Origin of the sequence: Paracoccus sp. MKU1 (genome assembly GCF_001447385.1) — a bacterium.
Lineage (GTDB): Bacteria > Pseudomonadota > Alphaproteobacteria > Rhodobacterales > Rhodobacteraceae > Paracoccus.
In genome coordinates this window covers 1-19612 of sequence record NZ_LLWQ01000223.1, presented here as the reverse complement: position 1 = coordinate 19612, position 19612 = coordinate 1, and the positions used below count along the sequence as shown (strand labels likewise).

20 protein-coding genes and 1 pseudogene are annotated in these 19612 nt (G+C 65.7%); 7 read left to right on the top strand and 14 right to left on the bottom strand.

Going from position 1 to position 19612, the window contains the following annotated elements; all coding sequences use genetic code 11:
* Positions 1-253, top strand: a pseudogene (locus AQY21_RS28190) (hypothetical protein); the annotation flags it as partial.
* A 213-nt stretch (positions 254-466) separates the two neighbouring features.
* Here AQY21_RS28190 and AQY21_RS26505 read toward each other — a convergent pair.
* The 12 genes from AQY21_RS26505 to AQY21_RS26455 all read right to left on the bottom strand — a co-directional run bounded on the left by AQY21_RS26505 (position 467) and on the right by AQY21_RS26455 (position 14839).
* Positions 467-964 carry a hypothetical protein gene (locus AQY21_RS26505; protein WP_082658272.1) on the bottom strand — a complete coding sequence of 166 codons (498 nt, stop codon included), beginning with the start codon at positions 962-964 and terminating at the stop codon, positions 467-469.
* Between the two features lie 296 nt (positions 965-1260).
* Positions 1261-2493 carry a CAP domain-containing protein gene (locus AQY21_RS26500; RefSeq protein ID WP_238986915.1) on the bottom strand — a complete coding sequence of 411 codons (1233 nt, stop codon included), beginning with the start codon at positions 2491-2493 and terminating at the stop codon, positions 1261-1263.
* A 379-nt stretch (positions 2494-2872) separates the two neighbouring features.
* A complete protein-coding gene (locus AQY21_RS26495; protein WP_238986914.1) occupies positions 2873-3604 on the bottom strand; it encodes an ABC transporter ATP-binding protein in 732 nt (243 codons plus the stop codon).
* A gap of 38 nt (positions 3605-3642) precedes the next feature.
* Positions 3643-4620 carry an ABC transporter substrate-binding protein gene (locus tag AQY21_RS26490; protein WP_058100574.1) on the bottom strand — a complete coding sequence of 326 codons (978 nt, stop codon included), beginning with the start codon at positions 4618-4620 and terminating at the stop codon, positions 3643-3645.
* Positions 4621-4647: 27 nt separating this feature from the next.
* Complete coding sequence (locus tag AQY21_RS26485) at positions 4648-5490, bottom strand: ABC transporter permease (RefSeq protein ID WP_058100573.1); 843 nt, start codon at positions 5488-5490, stop codon at positions 4648-4650.
* Between the two features lie 4 nt (positions 5491-5494).
* Positions 5495-6847 (bottom strand): LLM class flavin-dependent oxidoreductase, encoded by a 1353-nt coding sequence (locus AQY21_RS26480; RefSeq protein WP_058100572.1) that lies wholly within the window; start codon positions 6845-6847, stop codon positions 5495-5497.
* Positions 6848-6871: 24 nt separating this feature from the next.
* Positions 6872-7783, bottom strand: coding sequence for a TauD/TfdA family dioxygenase (locus AQY21_RS26475; protein ID WP_058100571.1), 912 nt, complete (start codon positions 7781-7783; stop codon positions 6872-6874).
* Between the two features lie 525 nt (positions 7784-8308).
* Positions 8309-8884, bottom strand: coding sequence for a hypothetical protein (locus tag AQY21_RS29130; protein WP_161906127.1), 576 nt, complete (start codon positions 8882-8884; stop codon positions 8309-8311).
* A gap of 276 nt (positions 8885-9160) precedes the next feature.
* Entirely contained in the window at positions 9161-12493 is a 3333-nt protein-coding gene (carB, locus tag AQY21_RS26470) for a carbamoyl-phosphate synthase large subunit (RefSeq protein ID WP_058100570.1), read from the bottom strand.
* 188 nt (positions 12494-12681) lie between these two features.
* On the bottom strand, positions 12682-13206 hold the full coding sequence (locus AQY21_RS26465) for a TIGR00645 family protein (RefSeq protein WP_058100569.1): 525 nt from the start codon (positions 13204-13206) through the stop codon (positions 12682-12684).
* A gap of 670 nt (positions 13207-13876) precedes the next feature.
* Positions 13877-14239 (bottom strand): cell division protein ZapA, encoded by a 363-nt coding sequence (locus AQY21_RS26460; protein WP_058100568.1) that lies wholly within the window; start codon positions 14237-14239, stop codon positions 13877-13879.
* Between the two features lie 3 nt (positions 14240-14242).
* Entirely contained in the window at positions 14243-14839 is a 597-nt protein-coding gene (locus AQY21_RS26455) for a hypothetical protein (RefSeq protein ID WP_058100567.1), read from the bottom strand.
* 178 nt (positions 14840-15017) lie between these two features.
* Here AQY21_RS26455 and hisB point away from each other — a divergent pair, with 178 nt between their 5' ends.
* Entirely contained in the window at positions 15018-15605 is a 588-nt protein-coding gene (hisB, locus tag AQY21_RS26450) for an imidazoleglycerol-phosphate dehydratase HisB (protein ID WP_058100566.1), read from the top strand.
* A complete protein-coding gene (gene hisH / locus AQY21_RS26445) occupies positions 15605-16234 on the top strand; it encodes an imidazole glycerol phosphate synthase subunit HisH (RefSeq protein WP_058100565.1) in 630 nt (209 codons plus the stop codon). Before hisB ends, hisH begins: the two co-directional genes overlap by 1 nt.
* A 102-nt stretch (positions 16235-16336) precedes the next feature.
* On the opposite strand, the gene AQY21_RS26440 is transcribed toward hisH, so the two are convergent.
* Positions 16337-16723, bottom strand: coding sequence for a DUF2147 domain-containing protein (locus tag AQY21_RS26440; protein WP_058100564.1), 387 nt, complete (start codon positions 16721-16723; stop codon positions 16337-16339).
* A 158-nt stretch (positions 16724-16881) separates the two neighbouring features.
* Between AQY21_RS26440 and hisA the strand changes: the two genes are divergently transcribed.
* From hisA to AQY21_RS26420, 4 genes are read left to right on the top strand one after another with little or no spacing between them, the layout of a single operon-like run.
* Positions 16882-17598 carry a 1-(5-phosphoribosyl)-5-[(5-phosphoribosylamino)methylideneamino]imidazole-4-carboxamide isomerase gene (hisA, locus tag AQY21_RS26435; RefSeq protein WP_058100563.1) on the top strand — a complete coding sequence of 239 codons (717 nt, stop codon included), beginning with the start codon at positions 16882-16884 and terminating at the stop codon, positions 17596-17598.
* A gap of 27 nt (positions 17599-17625) precedes the next feature.
* Positions 17626-18387, top strand: a complete 762-nt coding sequence (gene hisF / locus AQY21_RS26430) for an imidazole glycerol phosphate synthase subunit HisF (protein ID WP_058100562.1) — start codon at positions 17626-17628, stop codon at positions 18385-18387.
* Positions 18384-18710 (top strand): phosphoribosyl-ATP diphosphatase, encoded by a 327-nt coding sequence (locus AQY21_RS26425; protein ID WP_028716346.1) that lies wholly within the window; start codon positions 18384-18386, stop codon positions 18708-18710. The genes hisF and AQY21_RS26425 overlap by 4 nt, the downstream gene beginning before the upstream one ends.
* A gap of 4 nt (positions 18711-18714) precedes the next feature.
* On the top strand, positions 18715-19215 hold the full coding sequence (locus AQY21_RS26420) for an MgtC/SapB family protein (RefSeq protein WP_058100561.1): 501 nt from the start codon (positions 18715-18717) through the stop codon (positions 19213-19215).
* Positions 19216-19270: 55 nt separating this feature from the next.
* Here the strand turns inward: AQY21_RS26420 and AQY21_RS29125 are convergent.
* Positions 19271-19612, bottom strand: a 342-nt coding sequence (locus tag AQY21_RS29125) for a hypothetical protein (protein ID WP_161906125.1), incomplete at its 5' end; no start/stop codon positions are given.

The window sequence follows — 19612 nt, the reverse complement described above, 5'->3', positions numbered from 1 at the left end:
CAAGGGGATAAAGGTCTGCATCCCGGGCCGGAAGTCTCGCAAGAAGGCGGTGAAATACGACAAGAGGCGCTACAAACGGCGCAACCGCATCGAGATCATGTTCGGCCGCCTGAAGGATTGGCCAATCGTCGGGAAAACAGTCCCCCGGACTGTTTTCTGATCCTCCTCATACGTCGCGACCCGATACGACCGGTGCCCGGAAACCTTCTTCTCTGCGATCATGCTAGCCGCAACCGTCTTGTTCTGGCTGTGAAACTCAATGAGCCTGGACACTAGCTTCGTGACAACAGCACATGTAGAGGCGACGATAAAGCGGCATGAGCACATATCACGGCATCGGGCTTAAAGGACGACGAACCATGCCAACAGCGCCATATCAGCGCCGCCCAAAGCGATACCATTTCCCACAGCCACGAAAAACCCAGAACCAGGAGAATTCTTCGAGCCCTTTCTGAAAAGGCGGCAATCAAATCTCTCTGCGGCGCTGAATCAGACGCGCCTCTGAAATATCCAGGAATTGCGGCGAGGAGCCTTTCCCCTTTCGGCCGATGATGATCGGAAGATCGGGTTTGGAACTGTCATTGATCGCGGCGCCGCTTGCCTGAAGGACATCGAGCATATCGGGAAAGCCCCCGGCGGCCTCCTCCAATCCGGCGGCTTCATAAGCCACCTGACCAAGCGCCGCATAATGAACGGTCGTTCCGCCAAGCCGGGTCAGACGCCTGGCAAAAAAGGCGCAGCCGATCAGGCATTCATCGCCGATCTGCCTGGCTTCATCGCGCGGGCCACCCCGTCTTCCGACCTCGACCAGCCTTATGGTCAGCCGGTCCGCAGAAATGTTCTTGCGCATATAATGCGCCACGGTAACTGCCAGATGATACTCCAACTCATGGGAAAGCGCTATCTCACTTTCACGCATGCCATCCACCACGAGATCACGCGCCGCAGAAAGATACTCATTCATGCTGCCTGCCCCTCACGATAACCTGCTCAGGACGAGTTGCCGTCATTGACAGTTTGACTCACCGGCAATGGGGATCAAGATCTTTTACGCATTTGACGCAACAATATCGCGGAAGTGATGAAAATGCGCATATCGCGTGCAGCCTGACTGGGGCCGAGATCGACGCAGGGAAACTTGCTCGCCTTGCCGGTGCGACCGCCCTTGCTATCCCAAGGATAAGGTGCAGGGGCCGTTCCATCGCGAAACCGGGCCGTTCGGCGACCTGCCAGGCTCTCGCCCGGCAGGAACGCCAAGGCTCAGATGGAAAAGATATCGTCCGCCACCCCGGCAACAGTCAGATTCTGCCCGTTCACGACGATCCGGTCGCCGTCTCCAAAGTCGATGACCACGCCATCCGCGGTCTTGCGCATGTGATCGCGCATAAAAGCCGAGGGATTGGCGTCCAGAAGCACATCATCGATCAGCAGCCGGTCGATGCCGCGCTGATAGCCGTTGATCGTATCCGCCCCATGACCGTCCTGAAAGATGAACACGTCAGCGCCGGCCCCGCCGTTCAGCACATCGTTGCCATAGCCGCCATGCAGCGTATCGCTGCCGTCGCCGCCGATCAGGCGGTCGTTGCCCAATTCGCCTCTCAGCCAGTCGTTACCGGCGCCGCCGTCCAGCATGTCGGTGCCATCACCGCCCAGCAAGGTGTCGTGGCCCGCGCCGCCCCAGAGCGTATCGTTTCCGGAACCGCCGCGAAGCTGGTCGCGCCCCTCTGCACCGGCCAGCGTGTCGTTGCCATTGCCGCCTTGCAGCGTATCATCGCCGACGCCGCCATGCAGGGAATCGAAGCCGTCGCCGCCGATCAGGCGGTCGTGGCCGGCGTTTCCATTCAGCGTATCATGGCCGGCCTTGCCATCTATCCAGTCGTTGCCATCCCCGGCCGAGACAATGTCGTTCCTGGCCGTCAAACGATAGTCGTCGTTGCGCGGCGTGCTCTGTGCCGGACCGGGGGTAACGAAAATCTCTCCGTTGAAGCTGTCCAGCCAGTCGGCACGGGTCTGCATGGACAGGTCCGCGCCGGGGGCCGCCACCCTGTTGAAGGAGCCGGTATCGACGCGCACCTGCCCGTCCGTATCGGCGAAGTTCTGCGTCGCCATCAACACCTTGTAGTCGCGGCCGTTCACCTTGAGATAGCCGACCTCGAGCCCGATGCCGATATAGGCGGCATCGCTCATGATATTCCGGTAATGGCCGGGGCTGTTCATCAGGTTCTGATGCAACTGGCGGATCTCGTCACTCAGGTCGCTTTCGCCCTGAATGCTGACATAGGCGATGTTTTCCGCCGTCATCCAGCTTCCCGCCAGATCAAAGCCCGCCGCCTCGATCCGCTGACGCGAGGTCGAGCCGCCCTGCCCCGTATGCGAAAACACATCCGCCTCCAGCATCCAGCGGCTGTGGCGTTCCGCGGAATCGTTCAGCCGCTTTTCGATGGCCAGGTTGGACAGCCCTTCGGCCCGGCGGGCCTGATTGACCAGGCTCACGAAATAACGCTCGTTCGCTGATGCAAATGACATAAGGCAAAGACCTTGCGTGAATCGATTACAGTCGATGCAACCTTATCGTGTTTCGCCGCAATCATCATCCGCGACATATGCCAGGCGCGATATTTCGCCGATCGAGCGCAAAGCGTGCCTTGAACAGGGCGCTGCTCGAACGGAACAGAGCGATGCCGTTCACCAAGGACACGGTCGCCGTCGCGATCCGCACCCGGCGGGTGTCATCATATGAAACCTGCCGGGCGTGCCCCCTTCCCCGACGAATCTTGACAGACAGGCCGGCGATGCCGGTCGATAGATGGCTCCGCCCTGGGCTTGGCGGCGCAGACGGGGCGGTGCCAAGCCCAGGGCGGGCGGATCGTTCTCAATGCAGGCCGAATTCCGCCATCAGGCGACGGCGCATGGCAACGAAGCCCTGCTCGCTTCGGTCGCGCGGACGCGAAAGATCGACATCGATCAGCCGGGCCGGTTTGCCGCTGTCCTTCGACAGCACCAACACCCGGTCGGCGAGGTAGATCGCCTCCTCGAGGTCATGGGTGACAAGGATCATCGTCACGCCCTCCTCGCGCCAGATGCGGGCCAGTTCCTCCTGCATCGTCAGCTTGGTCATCGCGTCCAGCGCGCCGAAAGGCTCGTCCAGCAGCAGGATCTCGGGCTGCACGGTCAGCGCGCGGGCGATGCCGACGCGCTGCGCCATGCCGCCGGAAAGCTGGCGCGGCCAGGCCGCCTCGAACTCGGTCAGTCCGACGAGGCGGATATAATGCCGTGCCCGCTCGCGGGCCTGGCCGGCAGGAACGCCGCGGACCTCCAGCCCGAAGGCGACGTTCTCCAGCACCGTCAGCCAGGGCAGGAGCCGCGGTTCCTGAAAGATCACCGCACGCTCGCGCCCTACCCCGGCGACCGGATGGCCGTCGATCAGCACATCGCCGCGATCGGCGGGCTCGAGCCCCGCCAAGACCCGCAAAAGCGTGGTCTTGCCGCACCCAGACGGACCGACGATGGCCAGGATCTCGCCGCCGCTCACCTCCAGATCCAGATCGCGCAGCACCGACAGCGAACTGCGGTTCAACGAATAGGATTTGGAAAGACCGCGCACCCGGACCTCTCCGCGCAGCAGGGAATCTTGTACGCCCATCATTTCACCGCCACGGATTGACCGCTGACCAGCAGGATGTCGGCGGCCTTGAGCTTGCCCTTTTCGACCTTGCCTTCGCGCTCCAGCACGTCGATCCAGAACTGGATGTCGCGCTCGACCGGCAACCCGCCCTCGCGCACGCCGTAGCCGGCGAAATACTGCGCGACCTCGGGGTTTTCGCCGCGCTCGGCCAGGGCCTTGGCCAGGACCTTCTTGGCCTCATCGGGGTTCTCGCGCGCCCAGTCGAGCGCCCGCGCCGCGCCTTCGACGAAGGCGCGCGCCTCCTGGGGATGGGCCTCGACCCAGTCCCGGCGCAGGACCGCAAAGCCGCCCGCGATCTCGCCCAGCACGTCGGTATCGTCGAAGATCGCCCGGATGCCGCCGGTCTGGCGCGCCGCCCCCTCGAAGGTGGTCTGCCAGTAGCCGAAGGCCGAGACATCCACCTGCCCCGAGCGCAGCACCTGTTCCAGCTGCGGCCCAGGCACCACGATCAGGTTGGCGGCATCCTGCGGCAGGCCCTTCTGATGCAGCGCCTCGCGGATGGTGTAGTCCAGATGGGCGCCGAGGGTGTTCACCGCGATGGTCTTGCCGGCGATGTCCTCGATCGACCGGATCGGGCTGTCCTCCAGCACATAGAAGATCGACTGCACGTCGTCATTGATGCCCTGGGTCGGATAGGCGGCGACGAAATCGTTGCCGCCGATGATCGAGTTCAGCACCGCCGAGGTCGCGGCGCTGCCGAGGTCGAGGCTGCCGCCGGCAAGGCCGATCAGCGTCTCGGGCCCGCCCGAGGCATAGCCGAGGTTCTCCAGCTTGATCCCGACCGTGTCGTAATAGCCAAGCTCGTCGGCCAGTTCATGCGGCGCAAGGCCGCCATGGCTGGCAAGGTAGCGGATCGTCACCTCGGCCTGGGCGGTAGTGCCGAAGGAAAGGCCAAGGGCGGTGGTCAGTACGAAGCTGCGAAGGGTAAGGGTCATGACGGATCTCTTTGTTCTGAAGGGGGGTCAGCGGGCCGGCGCGGCCCAGCGGCACAGACGGTTTTGCAGGGTGACGAGGACGAAGTTCGCGGCAAGGCCGAGCGCCGCCAGCAGCAGGATGGCCGCGAACATCAGCGGGACCTGGAAGTTGTACTGGGCATTCATCACCTGAAAGCCGAGCCCCTTGTTCGCGCCGATCATCTCGGCCGCGATCAGCAGCAGCAGCGCCGTGGTGGCCGAAAGCCGCAGCCCGACAAAGATCGACGGCACCGAGGCCGGCAGGATCACCCGGCGAAACACCGCCAGCCGCGTCGCTCCATAGGTCTGCGCCATCTCGATCAGCTTGCGGTCCACCTCCTTCACGCCGCCGATGGTGGCCAGAAGGATCGGGAACAGCGTGGCCCAGAAGATCACGAAGACCTTCGACGCCTCGCCCAGGCCCAGGAGCAGGATGAACACCGGATAAAGCGCCAGCGCCGAGGTCTGGCGGAACAGTTGCAGGATCGGGTCCAGCGCCCGCTCCACCGCCGGGATCTGCCCCATGAACAACCCCAGCGGAATGCCCAGCACAACGGCAGCGGCAAAGGCGGTGCCCGAGCGTTGCAGGCTGATGGCGATGTCGTCCACCAGCGCGCCCGAGGCGATGCCGTTCCACAGCGCCGCCGCGATGGTGTCGAGCGGCGGCAATACTGCGGGGCTGACCCAGCCCATGGTGCTGGCCACCTGCCACAGGATCAGGAAGCCGACCAGCAGGCCATAGCGCGACAGGCTTTCGCGGGCGATGGCGCCCCCCCTGCGCGACAGCGCCGTGCCTGCGGGGGGATTACCGGGAAGCGGGACCGGGGATGAATCCAGGTGCTGATAGGTCATGGTCTTACTCCGCTGCCTGGGTGGAACGGCGCGCCACGGCCCAGCGGTTCTCTGGGAAGGGCAGGCCAAGGTTCTCGCGCAGCGTGTGGCCTTCGTATGCGGTGCGGAACAGGCCGCGGCGCTGCAATTCCGGGATCACCAGATCGACGAAATCGCTCAGCCCGGTGGGCAACCAGGGCGGCAGGATGTTGAAGCCGTCGGCGCCCTCGTTCTCGAACCATTCTTGCAAGGTGTCGGCGATTTGCTCGGCGCTGCCGACGACGGTGAAATGGCCCCGCGCCGAAGCGATCCACTGGTAGAGCTGGCGGATGGTGAAGCCGTTCTCGTCCGCGATCTGGCGGATCAGCGCCTGGCGCGACTTCATCCCCTCGGTCGGGTCCAGCGGCGGCAGCGGGCCGTCGAGATCGGCGCCGGACAGGTCCAGCGTGCCGCCGGTCAGCCCCTTGATCAGCGCGATGCCGTCCTCCTCCAGGATCAGGCCGGTGAGACGTTCGTATTTCTCGCGCGCCTCGGCCTCGGTGCGGCCGACGAAGGGCGAGACGCCGGGCATGATGAGGACATGATCGGGGTTGCGGCCCAGGCCCCGCGCGCGGGCCTTGATGTCGCGATAGAATTCCCGCGCGGTATCAAGGCGCTGATGGGCGGTGAAGATCACCTCGGCGGTGGCGGCGGCAAGGCCGCGGCCGTCCTCGGACTGGCCGGCCTGCACGATGACCGGATGGCCCTGCGGCGAGCGCGAGACATTCAGCGGCCCCCTGATCTTGAAATGCTCGCCCTCGTGATCGGTGAAATGCACCTTTGCCGTGTCGAAGAACACGCCCGTTTCCTTGTCGCGGATGAAGGCATCGTCCTCGAAACTGTCCCACAGCTTCTTGACCACCTCGACATGTTCGGCCGCGCGGCGATAGCGCCAGGCATGGGGATATTGCTGGTCGAGGTTGAAGTTCTGCGCCGCGCTTTCCGTGGCGGTGGTCACCACGTTCCAGCCCGCGCGCCCGCCCGAGATCAGGTCGAGCGAGGCGAATTTGCGGGCCAGGTTATAGGGCTCCTCATAGGTGGTCGAGGCGGTGGCTATGAAGCCGAGGTTCCGGGTGAACGGTGCCAGTGCCGAAAACAGCGTCACTGGCTCGAAGCCCGCGACCTTGGCATTGCCGCCCTCGATGCCGCCGCCGAAGGCGATGGCGAGGCCATCGGCCAGGAAATAGGCGTCGAACAGGCCGCGCTCGGCTTCTTGTGCAAGCGCGAGGTGAAACGCGAAGCTGGTCGCCCCGTCGGCGGGGCTGTCAGGGTGGCGCCAGGCGGCGATATGCTGGCCGCCGCCGGGAAGAAAGGCACCAAGTCGGATTTTGCGGGTCATGTCGTCATATCTCCTTGCTGCGGTTCAGGCGCGGGGTTTGACCAGGGCAGTGCTGCTGCGGCCATCCGGGCCGACGGGGATGTCGCCCTGGAGCGTCACCCGGCGAACAACGCGATGCGCATCGCCATAGTCGTTCACCGCGACATGCTGCGTGGCGCGGTTGTCCCAGATCACCACGTCGCCGGCCTGCCAGCGCCAGCGCACGGTATTTTCCGGCGCGGTGACATGGGCATGGAAGATCTCCAGGACCTTCTGCGATTCCTCGCGCGAGAGCCCGGCGATACGCTGCACGAAACTGCCCAGCAGCAGTACCTTTTCGCCGGTATCGGGGTGGATGCGGACGACCGGATGCTCGGTCTCATAGACCTCCGAGGCGAAGACCTCGGCGTGGTGCCGCTTGTCGGCCTCCGAGGCGCGGGGTCGTTCCGCAGCATAGTCATAGGCGTTCGAATGCACGGCGCGCAGCCCCTCGGCCAGGGTCCGCAGCGGCGCAGGCAGATCGGAATAGGCGGTGGCGGTATTGGCCCAGATCGTGTCGCCGCCCACCGCAGGAATGGTGATCCCGCGAAGCACCGATGCCTTGGGATAGGCCTCGACAAAGGTCACATCGGTATGCCAGCGATCCGCGCGTCCGCCGCCCCGGGCGGAATCCAGTTCCAGAACCGATGCCGTTCCGGTCACGATCCTCTGGGTCGGATGCGGGGCCAGGGTGCCCAGGCGTCCGGCAAAAGCCTCTTGCCCGGCGTCATCCAGATGGGTCTGACCGCGGAAGAACAGCACCTTGTGGCGCAGAAGCAGGGCTTCGATGGCCGAGATCGTCTCGTCGGGCAGATCGGCAGAAAGCGTGACGCCGCGGATCTCGGCGCCGATGCGTGGGGTGACGGGATGGGCCTGGCCGGCGGGGATGGCAAGGTTGAAGCTTTCGTGGCGCGTCATGCGGAAATCCTTTCCGAAGGCATGCAAGAACCGGTCCCCATGCCGTCAGGGCGGCCGGAGCGTCTTGCCGAAACTGTTTCGATCGATTGGGGGTGGCGGCTCAGCCAGCGCAGCGCGAGGCTGGATCGGACGGCGCGCAAATCATCGGGCGCAGCGTGAGGCTTGCGGCGGGTTCGGCCCGTGGGATGGTCATGTCCCTCTCCTTATCACGACTTCATTGATAGATATTTAAGGCAGTTTTCCTCTCCCGCCGATTCCAAATTTCAGCCGCAAAAGAGAAGCAATCGCTCGCCCGCCCCCTGCCCCGGAGGATGGCTTTCCGTTCCCGGCCGGTCTGCACGGGCGGCAGGCAATGTGGTGGATGGGCATCCGCAACGTGCTTGCAGCCGGTGGTCTGGGCGCCGCACAAAAAGAAATGCCCTGACCGGGGCTTCCCGGACAGGGCGATGCTTGCGGGACCGGTGCCGGCCTGTTTCCCATGCCGCAGATGGAAAACGGCGGGTTTCCCCGCCGCTCTATCGTCCATCATCTGCCGAGAGCGTCATAGCCCTGTTCCCAGGTCCTTGTTGGTATGGGAGCGTTCACCAGCGGCTTCGATTCGACCGCGTCGCGGTCGTCGAAAACATCTGCTGCCGCCTTGAGCGTCTGACGCTCCTTGAAAATGGCCTGTTTCACTTCGCTATTGCTCGGTTTGCTGGTCATTTCACGTCCTCCAAACGGGCTGCACAGGGATTGCGCTGCCCTGACAACATAGCACATCGAGCACCATTTTACACGATAAAATCTCTCGTCTTTATATGGAAATAGCCGGATTGCGCACCGCGCTCCGATTCGAGCATTGCGGAATCGATTGTCGGATTCGGCGGCATGGTGGCGATGCAGCCTCATGCCCGACGCGTTTTTCGATGTAGCGGGTCTTCCGGTTCGCCGCGCAACAGGCGGAAGTCGATCCTGATCGGCCAAATGCCGATGGAACTCCGGCAACTCCTCCAGAACCTTGCCTTCCCAGATCTGCTCCTCGCGGCAGACCAGTGCGGCCAGATGATCGCCGGTGACGGAATCGGCAGGAGTCATCGCTTGCTTTGCTGCCGTCACCGCCATGCCGCAAGGCAAGGCCGAAACGGGCCAATGCCTGGCCGAAGTGGATGCCGATATGTCCGGCCCCAGGCGGAAGGCTGCCACCTTGACGGGCAGGCACCCATCACGGCGAAGGCGCGCGTCATCGCCGGCAAGGACGTCCGCAAGGCATATCCCGCGGCAAGCCGCACTCGCATACCGCCCCGGTTCCGCAGCCAGACGGGTCTGCACAACCGTCGGGCATCCCGGCGAAACGCAAGCAGCCCGCGCCGGACGGCCTTGCAGGATGAAGTGAGGCGGCTAGGCCTGAAGCGACCTCACCCCGACCTCGCCTTCCCCGCGCGACTTGATCGCCGCCACCGCCGCGATGCTGCCTGCCGCTGTGGTGTAATATGGGATCTTGTCGTTCAGCGCGACCGCCCGGATCTCCCGCGAGTCGGCGATGGCCTGGGCGCCCTCGGTAGTGTTCAGTACCATGGCGATCTCGCCGTTCTTCAGCCGGTCGACGATGTTCGGCCGGCCTTCATAGACCTTGTTGACCAGCTCGGTCTCGACTTCGGCGCCGCGCAGGAATTCGGCCGTGCCGCGAGTCGCGACCAGCCTGAAGCCCATGGCGGTCAGCTCGCGCGCCGCCTCGGCCAGCTCGGCGGTCTTGTCGGCATCGCGGACCGAGACGAAGACCAGGCCGCTTTCCGGCAGATGCGTTCCCGCCCCCATCTGCGCCTTGAGGAAGGCGCGTGGGAAGCTGCGGTCCCAGCCCATCACCTCGCCGGTCGAGCGCATCTCGGGGCCAAGCAAGGTATCGACGCCGGGGAAGCGGGCAAAGGGCAGCACCGCCTCCTTGACCGAGAACCAGGGCGTGTTCGGATCGGCCAGCGTCAGGGGATCGGCGAAGGGCAGCGGGTCGTCGGGGCCGACGCCCTCGGGATAGGCCGGGCGGACGGGGAAGTTCGCCATCGGCTCGCCCGCCATCAACCGCGCCGCGATCGAGGCAATGGCGCTGTCGGTGGCCTTGGCGACGAAGGGCACGGTGCGCGAGGCGCGCGGGTTGACTTCCAGCACGTAGATCGCGCCGTCCTTCAGCGCGAATTGCACGTTCATCAGCCCGACGACGTTCAGCGCCTTGGCCATGGCCTCGGTCTGGATCTTCAGTTCCGCGATGGTCTCGGCATCCAGCGTATGCGGCGGCAGCGAGCAGGCCGAGTCGCCGGAATGCACGCCGGCCTCCTCGATATGCTCCATGATGCCCGCGACATGCACGGTCTTGCCATCGGACAGCGCGTCCACGTCGACCTCGATGGCGCCCGAGAGATAGCTGTCAAGCAGCACCGGGCTGTCGCCCGAGACCTGCACCGCCTCGCGGATATAGCGGTTCAGCTGGTCCATGTCCCGCACGATCTCCATGGCGCGGCCGCCAAGGACATAGGACGGGCGGATGACCAGCGGGAAACCGATGCGGCCGGCGATCTCGATGGCCTCGGCGTCGGAATGGGCGATGCCGTTGATCGGCTGCTTCAGCCCCAGGTCGTTCAAGAGCTTCTGGAAGCGCTCGCGGTCCTCGGCCAGGTCGATGGCGTCCGGGGTGGTGCCGAGGATCGGGATCCCCTCCTCCTCCAGCGCGTTGGCCAGTTTCAGGGGCGTCTGGCCGCCGAACTGGACGATGACGCCGTGCAGCGTGCCGTTCTCCTGCTCGATGCGCAGGATTTCCAGCACGTGTTCAAGAGTCAGCGGCTCGAAATACAGCCGGTCCGAGGTGTCGTAATCGGTCGAGACCGTCTCGGGGTTGCAGTTGACCATGATCGTCTCGTAGCCGGCCTTGGTCAGCGCGAAACAGGCATGGCAGCAGCAATAGTCGAACTCGATGCCCTGGCCGATGCGGTTCGGGCCACCGCCGAGGATCACCACCTTCTTGCGATCCGAGGGGCGGGCCTCGTTCTCGACCTCGCCCATCGCCGGGGCTTCATAGGTCGAATACATATAAGGGGTCTGGGCCTCGAACTCGGCGGCGCAGGTGTCGATGCGCTTGAAGACCGGGTGCAGGTCATGGGCGCGGCGGGCCTGGCGCACCTCGGCCTCGGACGTGCCGGCAAGCTTCGCGAGGCGCGCATCGGTGAAGCCCATCATCTTCAGCCTGCGCAAACCCTCCTGATCGGCGGGCAGGCCCTGGGCGCGCACCCCGGACTCGGCATCGACGATCTCGCGCAACCGGGTCAGGAACCAGGGGTCGAAGCTGGTGGCATGCTGGATCTCGTCGTCGCTCAGCCCGTGGCGCATGGCCTGGGCGATCAGGCGCAGCCGGTCGGGGGTCTGCTGGCTGATCGCCTTGACGATGGCGGCCTTGTCGGGGGCGCCGGGGATCTCGATCTCGTCCAGCCCGGTCAGCCCGTTCTCCATCGAGGCCAGCGCCTTTTGCAGCGATTCGTGGAAGGTGCGGCCGATGGCCATGACCTCGCCCACGGATTTCATCGCCGTGGTCAGCTCGGGCTTGGAGCCGGGGAATTTTTCAAACGCAAAGCGCGGGATCTTGGTCACCACATAGTCGATGGACGGCTCGAAGCTCGCCGGCGTGACCTTGGTGATGTCGTTGTCCAGCTCGTCCAGCGTATAGCCCACGGCCAGCTTCGCCGCGATCTTGGCGATGGGGAAGCCGGTGGCCTTGGACGCGAGCGCCGAGGACCGCGACACGCGCGGGTTCATCTCGATCACCACCATGCGGCCGTCCTTGGGATTGACCGCCCATTGCACGTTCGAGCCGCCGGTCTCGACGCCGATCTCGCGCAGCACGGCGATGCTGCCGTTCCTCATGCGCTGATATTCCCGGTCGGTCAGGGTCAGCGCCGGGGCCACGGTGATCGAGTCGCCGGTATGCACGCCCATCGGATCGACGTTTTCGATGGAGCAGACGATGATGGCGTTGTCGGCGCGGTCGCGCACCACCTCGAACTCGTATTCCTTCCAGCCCAGCAGGCTTTCGTCCACCAGCACCTGCGCCACCGGCGAGGCCTCCAGCCCCGAGCGCACGATGCGCTCGTAATCGTCGCGGTTATAGGCGACGCCGCCGCCGGTGCCGCCCAGGGTAAAGGCGGGGCGGATGATGGCGGGGAGGCCGATCTCCTCCAGCGCCTCCATGGCCATCGAAACCCCGGCCGCGATGTCGTAGCGGCCGTTCGGATGCTTGGGCGCGGCGACGATGGTGGCGCGCGGGTTCTCCAGGCCGATGCGGTCCATGGCCTCGCGGAACAGCTTGCGGTCCTCGGCCATCTCGATGGCGGCGCGCTGCGCGCCGATCAGTTCGACGCCATAGCGGTTCAGCACGCCCATATCCGCCAGCGCCAGGGCGGTGTTCAGCCCGGTCTGCCCGCCCATGGTCGGCAGCAGCGCGTCCGGCCGCTCCTTGGCAATGATCTTCTCGACTACCTCGGGGGTGATCGGCTCGATATAGGTCGCATCCGCCATCTCGGGATCGGTCATGATGGTGGCGGGGTTCGAGTTCACCAGGATGACCCGGTAGCCCTCCTCGCGCAGCGCCTTGCAGGCCTGGGCGCCGGAATAGTCGAATTCGCAGGCCTGACCGATGACGATGGGACCGGCACCGATGATCAGGATGGATTTGATATCGGTTCTCTTCGGCATGGCGGTCCCTCGGGCTGGCGGCTGATAAATCGTCCGGGGTTATAGCCATGGCGGGCAAAGTCGCAAGGGTCCGCGCCGCCCGCCCGCCCAAAAATCCGCCAAAGCAAAAGGGGCGCCGCCCCGACGCACCGCCCCCGCCCTTCTTCGTTGCCCAAATACCCGGGCGGCCGCGCAACCGGCGCGACGGCTCAGCCCTGCGCCGCCTTGCCCTTCTTCAGCGTCTTGCCATGGTTCGAAATCCAGTCCATCGCCGCCAGCAGCACACCCGAGATCACGAAGACCAGATGGATGACCACCATCCAGCGGATCTGATCGGGGGCGTATTTGCTGACATCCATGAACACTTTCAGCAGATGGATGCCCGAGATCGCCACGATCGAGGCCACCAGCTTCAGCTTCAACCCCGAGAAATCCACCTCGCCCTGCCAGTCCGGCCGGTCCTCGTGCTCGCTCAGGTCCATGCGGCTGACGAAATTCTCGTAGCCCGAGAAGATCACGATCAGCAGCAGGTTGGCGGCCAGGCTCAGGTCGATCAGCGCCAGCACGCCCAGCACCGCATCGTTCACGGTCATCACCGGCAAGATGCCGATCAGGTGCCAGAGTTCCAGCACAAAGACCCAAAGCAGGATCAGCAGCGACAGCGCCAGACCGACATAGATCGGCGCCATCATCCAGCGGCTGGCGAAAAGGCTGCGTTCGAGAAGGCGTTCCATGAATGCTCCTGATAATGGACGGTCCGCGCTATATATGTCGTCCGCGCCCCCCGAAAGAGGCAGGCCGCGCATCGGATCGAGCCGCCACGACGGCAAGCGCCGCAGAACAGCGGCGGCACGCCCAGTCCCGCGCCCGCATCGCCCATGGCGATGCCGAGCGTCAGCCAATACGCGCGCCTTCAGCGCCGTGCCGATCCGCTCGATGACGAACGACTCGCTTCAGGATCCGGGATCGCATCGGAACAGGACAGCGTGGCCATAGGGAATGCACCGCCGACAGCAGCACAGATCACAGGGTCCGGGAAAAATGCCCGCGGCCCGAGCCGGGAATGGCAGTCGCCGTGGCAGGCCCGGCAGCACCCGCAAAATAACACACCGACCAGAGCCTGGACGGGCATGGGTATCCGTGGCACGAGCCCTTGCGTGCTCGGCTAAGGGCAACTGGGGCAACCGTTCCAAACTTCGATGGCCGCGCATTTGAAACGACCTGCCGGTGCCATAGCTCGTGACACGCGGCTGATCCGCGCGCTTCGCTCACAGACACATCCGGCCGGCCACACCGCGGCCTTGGCGACAGGGGCCATCCGCCTGCCGGCAACCGTCCGGCGGGGGCCTGGCTCCTGCCCCTTTCACCGTTTTGCAAATACTCCAGGAACAGCGACCCAGGCGCTCAGCCCGCCAATTGGTCCTCGGCCTTCTGGGCCAGGGCCTCGGCCCGTGCCGCCAGCTCGGCCATGGCCTCGCCCAGGCTCTCCGGCACCACCGGCACCTCGACCCGCTGCGGATTGGATTTCAACCGTGCCAGCTCGCGCTCGAGCGTGGCGACGCGATCCTCCAGTGCCGCGGTACGGTCGGCCAGCATCAGTCCGGACAGCAGCAGCAGCCGCGGCTCGGGCATCCGGCCGGCCTGCTCCAGAATCACCCGGGCCTCGGCATCCAGCAGGCCGGCGGCGCGCTTCAGCAACCGCTCCTCGCCCTCCTGGCAGGCCAGCGTATAGGATTTGTGCCCGATCGTGAAATCGACTTCGGCCATCGCTCAGCCCCTTTCCCCGTCCAGAGTGGCGCCATCGCCGGCAAGTTCCGCCGCCTCGGGCAGACCCTCCGCCTGCGTTTCCCCGGCAACGGATTCGGGCGGCGGATCGGCGGCGTGCGCGGGCGCCGGATTGTCGATCATGCGGTCCAGCGCCTCGACGATCTCGCCGATCTGCGCGACCTCGGCGGCGCGCTCGGCACGCAGCGATTCGATCTCGGCCTCCAGCGCGCGACGGATCTCGTCCTGCGACCCGCCACCGTCTTGGGCCTCGATCAGCGCGCGGTTGGCCTCGGCCAGCACCTCGTTCGCGGCGGCGAGCCGTGCGGCTTCCTGCCCGGCCTGGACCAGGCGCCGATGCGCCTCGGCCAGCCGCGCCTCGCAGGCGGAAAACGTGGTGGCCTGGCGCTCGTGCAGGGCGGCAAGCTCCTGCGAAAGGCGCCGATTTTCGGCCTGGGCCTCATGCAGCCGCGCCTGGACATCCTCGGCCGAGGATGCGGGCGGCGGGGCATGCCGTTCCAAGGCCGCACGGTCCAGGAATTGGTCGATGCGGTCCAGGGCCGCGATCAGCCGCTTTTCGCTGCGGTTCAGGTCATCTCTCATCGGCCAGGATCCTTTCGGGTCGCTTGTCCTTTGGGGCTCGCCCGTCACTTTTCGCATTGCATCGGCCATATGACAAGGACGGGCAGGATTTCCCGTCCTATCCGCGGCACCGCATCGGCTTTTCAGCCGCCGGATCGAGCCCTATAAGGCGGCAAGCCTGCATGAGGAGAGACGCCAGATGCGCCGCGCAAAGATCACCCGCGACACGGCCGAGACGCAGATCGAGGTCGAGCTGGACCTCGACGGCAGCGGCCGCTACGACAACCGGACCGGCGTCGGCTTCTTCGACCACATGCTGGACCAGCTGGCGCGGCATTCGCTGATCGACCTGACGGTGCGGGCCAAGGGCGACCTGCATATCGACGACCACCACACGGTCGAGGATACCGGCATCGCCATCGGCCAGGCGCTGGCAAGGGCGCTCGGCGACAAGCGGGGCATCCGGCGCTACGGCGCCTTCCACCTGGCGATGGACGATACGCTGGTCCGCGCCGCGCTGGATCTCTCGGCGCGGCCCTATCTGGTCTGGAACGTGGATTTTCCCGCGCAGAAGATCGGCAGCTTCGACACCGAGCTGGTGCGGGAATTCTTCCAGGCGCTTTCGACCCATGGCGGGATCACGCTGCATGTGGACCGCCTCCACGGGCTGAACGCCCATCACATCGCCGAGGCGGCCTTCAAGGCGGTGGCCCGCGCCCTGCGCGAGGCGGTCGAGCCCGACCCGCGCATGGCCGGCGTGCTGCCCTCGACCAAGGGCGCGCTCTGATGCGGGTGGCTTTGGTCGATTACGACAGCGGCAACCTGCACTCGGCCGAAAAGGCCTTTGCGCTGATGGGGCGCGAGGCCGGGGCCGAGGTGGTGGTGACCTCGGATCCCGCCGAGGTGGCGCGTGCCGACCGTATCGTGTTGCCCGGCGACGGCGCCTTTCCGGCCTGCCGCGCGGCGCTCGACGCCGTGCCGGGCATGGTCGAGGCGCTGCGCGAGGCGGTGCTGGACCGCGCCGTGCCCTTCATGGGCATCTGCGTCGGGATGCAGATGCTGGCCGAGGTCGGGCATGAATATCGCGATACCCAGGGGCTGGGCTGGATCGGCGGCGAGATCGACGCCATCCGCGCGCCGGGGCTGAAGGTGCCACATATGGGCTGGAACGACCTGAGGGTGCTGCGCCCGCATCCGCTGCTGGACGGCATCGCGACCGGCGACCATGCCTATTTCGTGCATAGCTGGCAGTTCCGCGTCGCCGATCCGGCGCATCTGCTGGCCACGGCGGATTACGGCGGGCCGGTGACGGCGGTGGTCGGGCGCGACAATATCGTCGGCACCCAGTTCCATCCCGAGAAGTCGCAGGCGGTGGGGCTGCGCATCATCGGCAATTTCCTGCGCTGGCGCCCGTGAGAGGCGCGGGCGGGGGCTCTGCCCCCACGTCCGATGCGCCCCTCGACGGGGCGCCTCGGACGTTCCCCCGGAGTATTTGGAAAACGGAGAAAGCCGGGGCCGCTATTTGACCTTGACCCAGCGTTGCGTCTTGCAGAACACCGCGACGCAGCCTGAGACGTTCAGCGTCTTGCCGCTGAGCTCCATCTTCGACTTGTAGGTCTTGTCGGCGCCCGGGTCCCAGATCGTGCCGCCCGAGAACTTGCCGCCGCCATCGTCGGTCATGCCGGCGACGATGTTCTTGCCGGCATGGGGCGATTTGATCTCCTTGCCCGCCTTGTCGAAGCTCTTGATCAGCCTGCCGCAATACTTGCCGCCGCAGTCGTAGAACTGCACCATGCCGACATTTCCGTCGTCATTGGCCTGGGTCTGGAAGATGCCGCCGATGCCATCGGCCTGGGCGGCGGCGCCGGCAAGCGCGAGCAATGCGGCAAGAGCCAGTGTTCTCATGGTGATTCCCCTCCCCTGGGGTTGTGGTCCCGGACCCAGGATGCGGGCGCCTGCCGCCGCCGATCAAGCCTGACGTGAGGTCGCAGGCGGCAGACCGGGGGCCTTTCGGATCGGCGCCGGCTGTGGCAAAGGAACGCCACGGTATCAGGAGAGATGCGATGATCCTTTATCCCGCGATCGACCTCAAGGACGGCAATTGCGTGCGCCTGCTGCGCGGCGACATGGAGGCGGCGACCGTCTTCGGCACCGACCCCGCCGCGCAGGCCCGCGCCTTTCAGGATGCCGGGGCGGAATGGCTGCATCTGGTCGACCTGAACGGCGCCTTTGCCGGCAAGCCGGTGAACGCCGCCGCGGTCGAGGCGATCCTGGCCGCCATCGACGTGCCGGCCCAATTGGGCGGCGGCATCCGCGACATGGCGACCATCGAGGCCTGGCTGGAGCGCGGGCTGGCGCGGGTGATCCTGGGCACGGTGGCGGTCGAGCAGCCGGCGCTGGTCCACGAGGCGGCGATGGCCTTTCCCGGCAAGATCGCCGTCGGCATCGACGCCCGCGGCGGCCGGGTGGCGACGCGCGGCTGGGCCGAGGAGACCGACGTGATGGCCGTCGACCTGGCGCATCGCTTCGAGGATGCCGGCGTGGCGGCGATCATCTATACCGATATCGACCGCGACGGCGCCATGGCCGGCCCCAACATCGCCGCGACCGAGGCGCTGGCGCGGGCGGTGAACATTCCGGTCATCGCCTCGGGCGGGGTTTCCTCGATGCAGGACCTGATGGCGCTGCGTGCGACCGGGGTGATCGCCGGGGCGATCTCGGGCCGGGCGCTCTATGACGGCGCCATCGACCTGAACGCGGCGCTGAAGGCGCTGGCCTGAACGCGCGGGGCGAGGTAACAAGGCGTCATGCTGAAGACCCGTGTGATCCCCTGCCTGGATGTCGCCGATGGCCGCGTGGTCAAGGGCGTGAATTTCGTCGATCTCGTCGATGCCGGCGATCCGGTCGAGGCGGCGCGCGCCTATGACGCCGCCGGCGCGGACGAGATCTGTTTCCTCGACATCCATGCCACGCATGAGAATCGCGGCACCATGTACGACCTGGTGACGCGCACCGCCGAGGCCTGCTTCGTGCCGCTGACCGTGGGCGGCGGCGTGCGCAGCCATAAGGATGTGCGCAATCTGCTGCTGGCCGGGGCCGACAAGGTCAGCTTCAACTCGGCCGCCGTCGCCGACCCGGACGTGATCGCCGAGGCCGCCGACCGTTTCGGCAGCCAGTGCATCGTCTGCGCCATCGATGCCAAGACCGTGGCGCCCGGCAAGTGGGAGATCTTCACCCATGGCGGCCGCAAGCCCACCGGCATCGACGCGGTGGAATTTGCCCGCACCGTGGCCGCCAAGGGCGCGGGCGAGATCCTGCTGACCAGCATGGACCGCGACGGCACCAAGTCGGGCTTCAACATTCCGCTGACCCGCGCCGTGGCCGATGCGGTGCCGGTGCCGGTCATCGCCTCGGGCGGGGTCGGCATGCTGGAGCATCTGGCCGAGGGCGTGCTGGAGGGCCATGCCTCGGCGGTGCTGGCGGCCTCGATCTTTCATTTCGGCACCTTCACCGTGGCCGAGGCCAAGGCACATCTGGCCGCCGCCGGCATTCCCGTGAGGCTGACATGAGCGGCCCCGCGCAGACCGGAATGCAGCGCCTGGCCGAGACCATCGCGGCGCGCAAGGGCGCCGATCCCGAGACCAGCTGGACCGCCAAGCTGCTGGCGAAGGGCCCGGAGAAATGCGCCGAAAAATTCGGCGAGGAAGCCGTCGAGGCGATCATCGAGGCGGTCAAGGGCGACCGCGAGCGGCTGATTTCAGAGGCTGCCGATACGCTTTATCACCTGCTGGTCATGCTTGCCGCGCGCGACGTGACGCTTTCCGACGTGGAAAATGAACTCGACCGCCGCGAAGGGCGTTCGGGGATCGAGGAAAAAGCGTCTCGAAAGTGACAACATGCTGGACATGCTGGCGGGCGAGTTCTCGCGCCCCATGAGCCTGCCCGTCGGCGTGGTCGCCTTGCGGCTGACCATGGCGGTTCTGCTGGGCGGGGTGATCGGCTGGGAGCGCGAGGTCAAGTCCCGCGCCGCCGGGCTGCGCACGCATATGCTGATCGCGCTGGCGGCGGCCTGCTTCACGTTGGTGGCGATGGAACTGGTCGATTTCAGCCCGGTGAACGAAGAACAGCAGCGCACCGACCCCTTGCGGCTGATCGAGGCGGTGACGGCGGGCGTGGCCTTCCTGGCCGCGGGGTCCATCGTCATCAACAAGGGCAATGTGCGCGGCATCACCACCGGCGCCTCGATGTGGCTGTGCGGCGCCATCGGGCTGTGCTGCGGCACCGGCGATCTGCGGCTGGCGCTGATGGCCACCGGCATGGCAATGGTGGTGCTTTACCTGATCCGGGTGCTGGTCAGCCCCGCCGCCCGCGAAGTGGCGGAGGGGGACGGGGATTAGGGACAGGCCACCACCTTGACCGCACCGCCCTAGGTAGACCTCACCCACAGTCAGGTTAGAACCACCGCCTCAACTTGGATTTGGCCGAGTCGGAAAGCGTCATCTTGATGAAGCGTTCCAAGTTGTCCGGGTCTGGATGTCCTCTAGTGGCGCTCGCTCTTTCATCCCAGGTATCAAAATCATTGATGTCCTTGGCAGCATAGACGCCAACGCCATGACGAAGCGCGATTTCCTCAATACGTACCGCTTCTGGAGAATCCCTGAAGTCCCGTCCCGCTGTGTGGTAGATCACATAGGACTTTGTTGCAGCCTCTCTGTGCGCTAAAGCCTCCAGCACGCCCTTGATCGAAATCTCGTATGCCGTCTTCWGCTCGAARMTGAAAACATCGAGGATCTT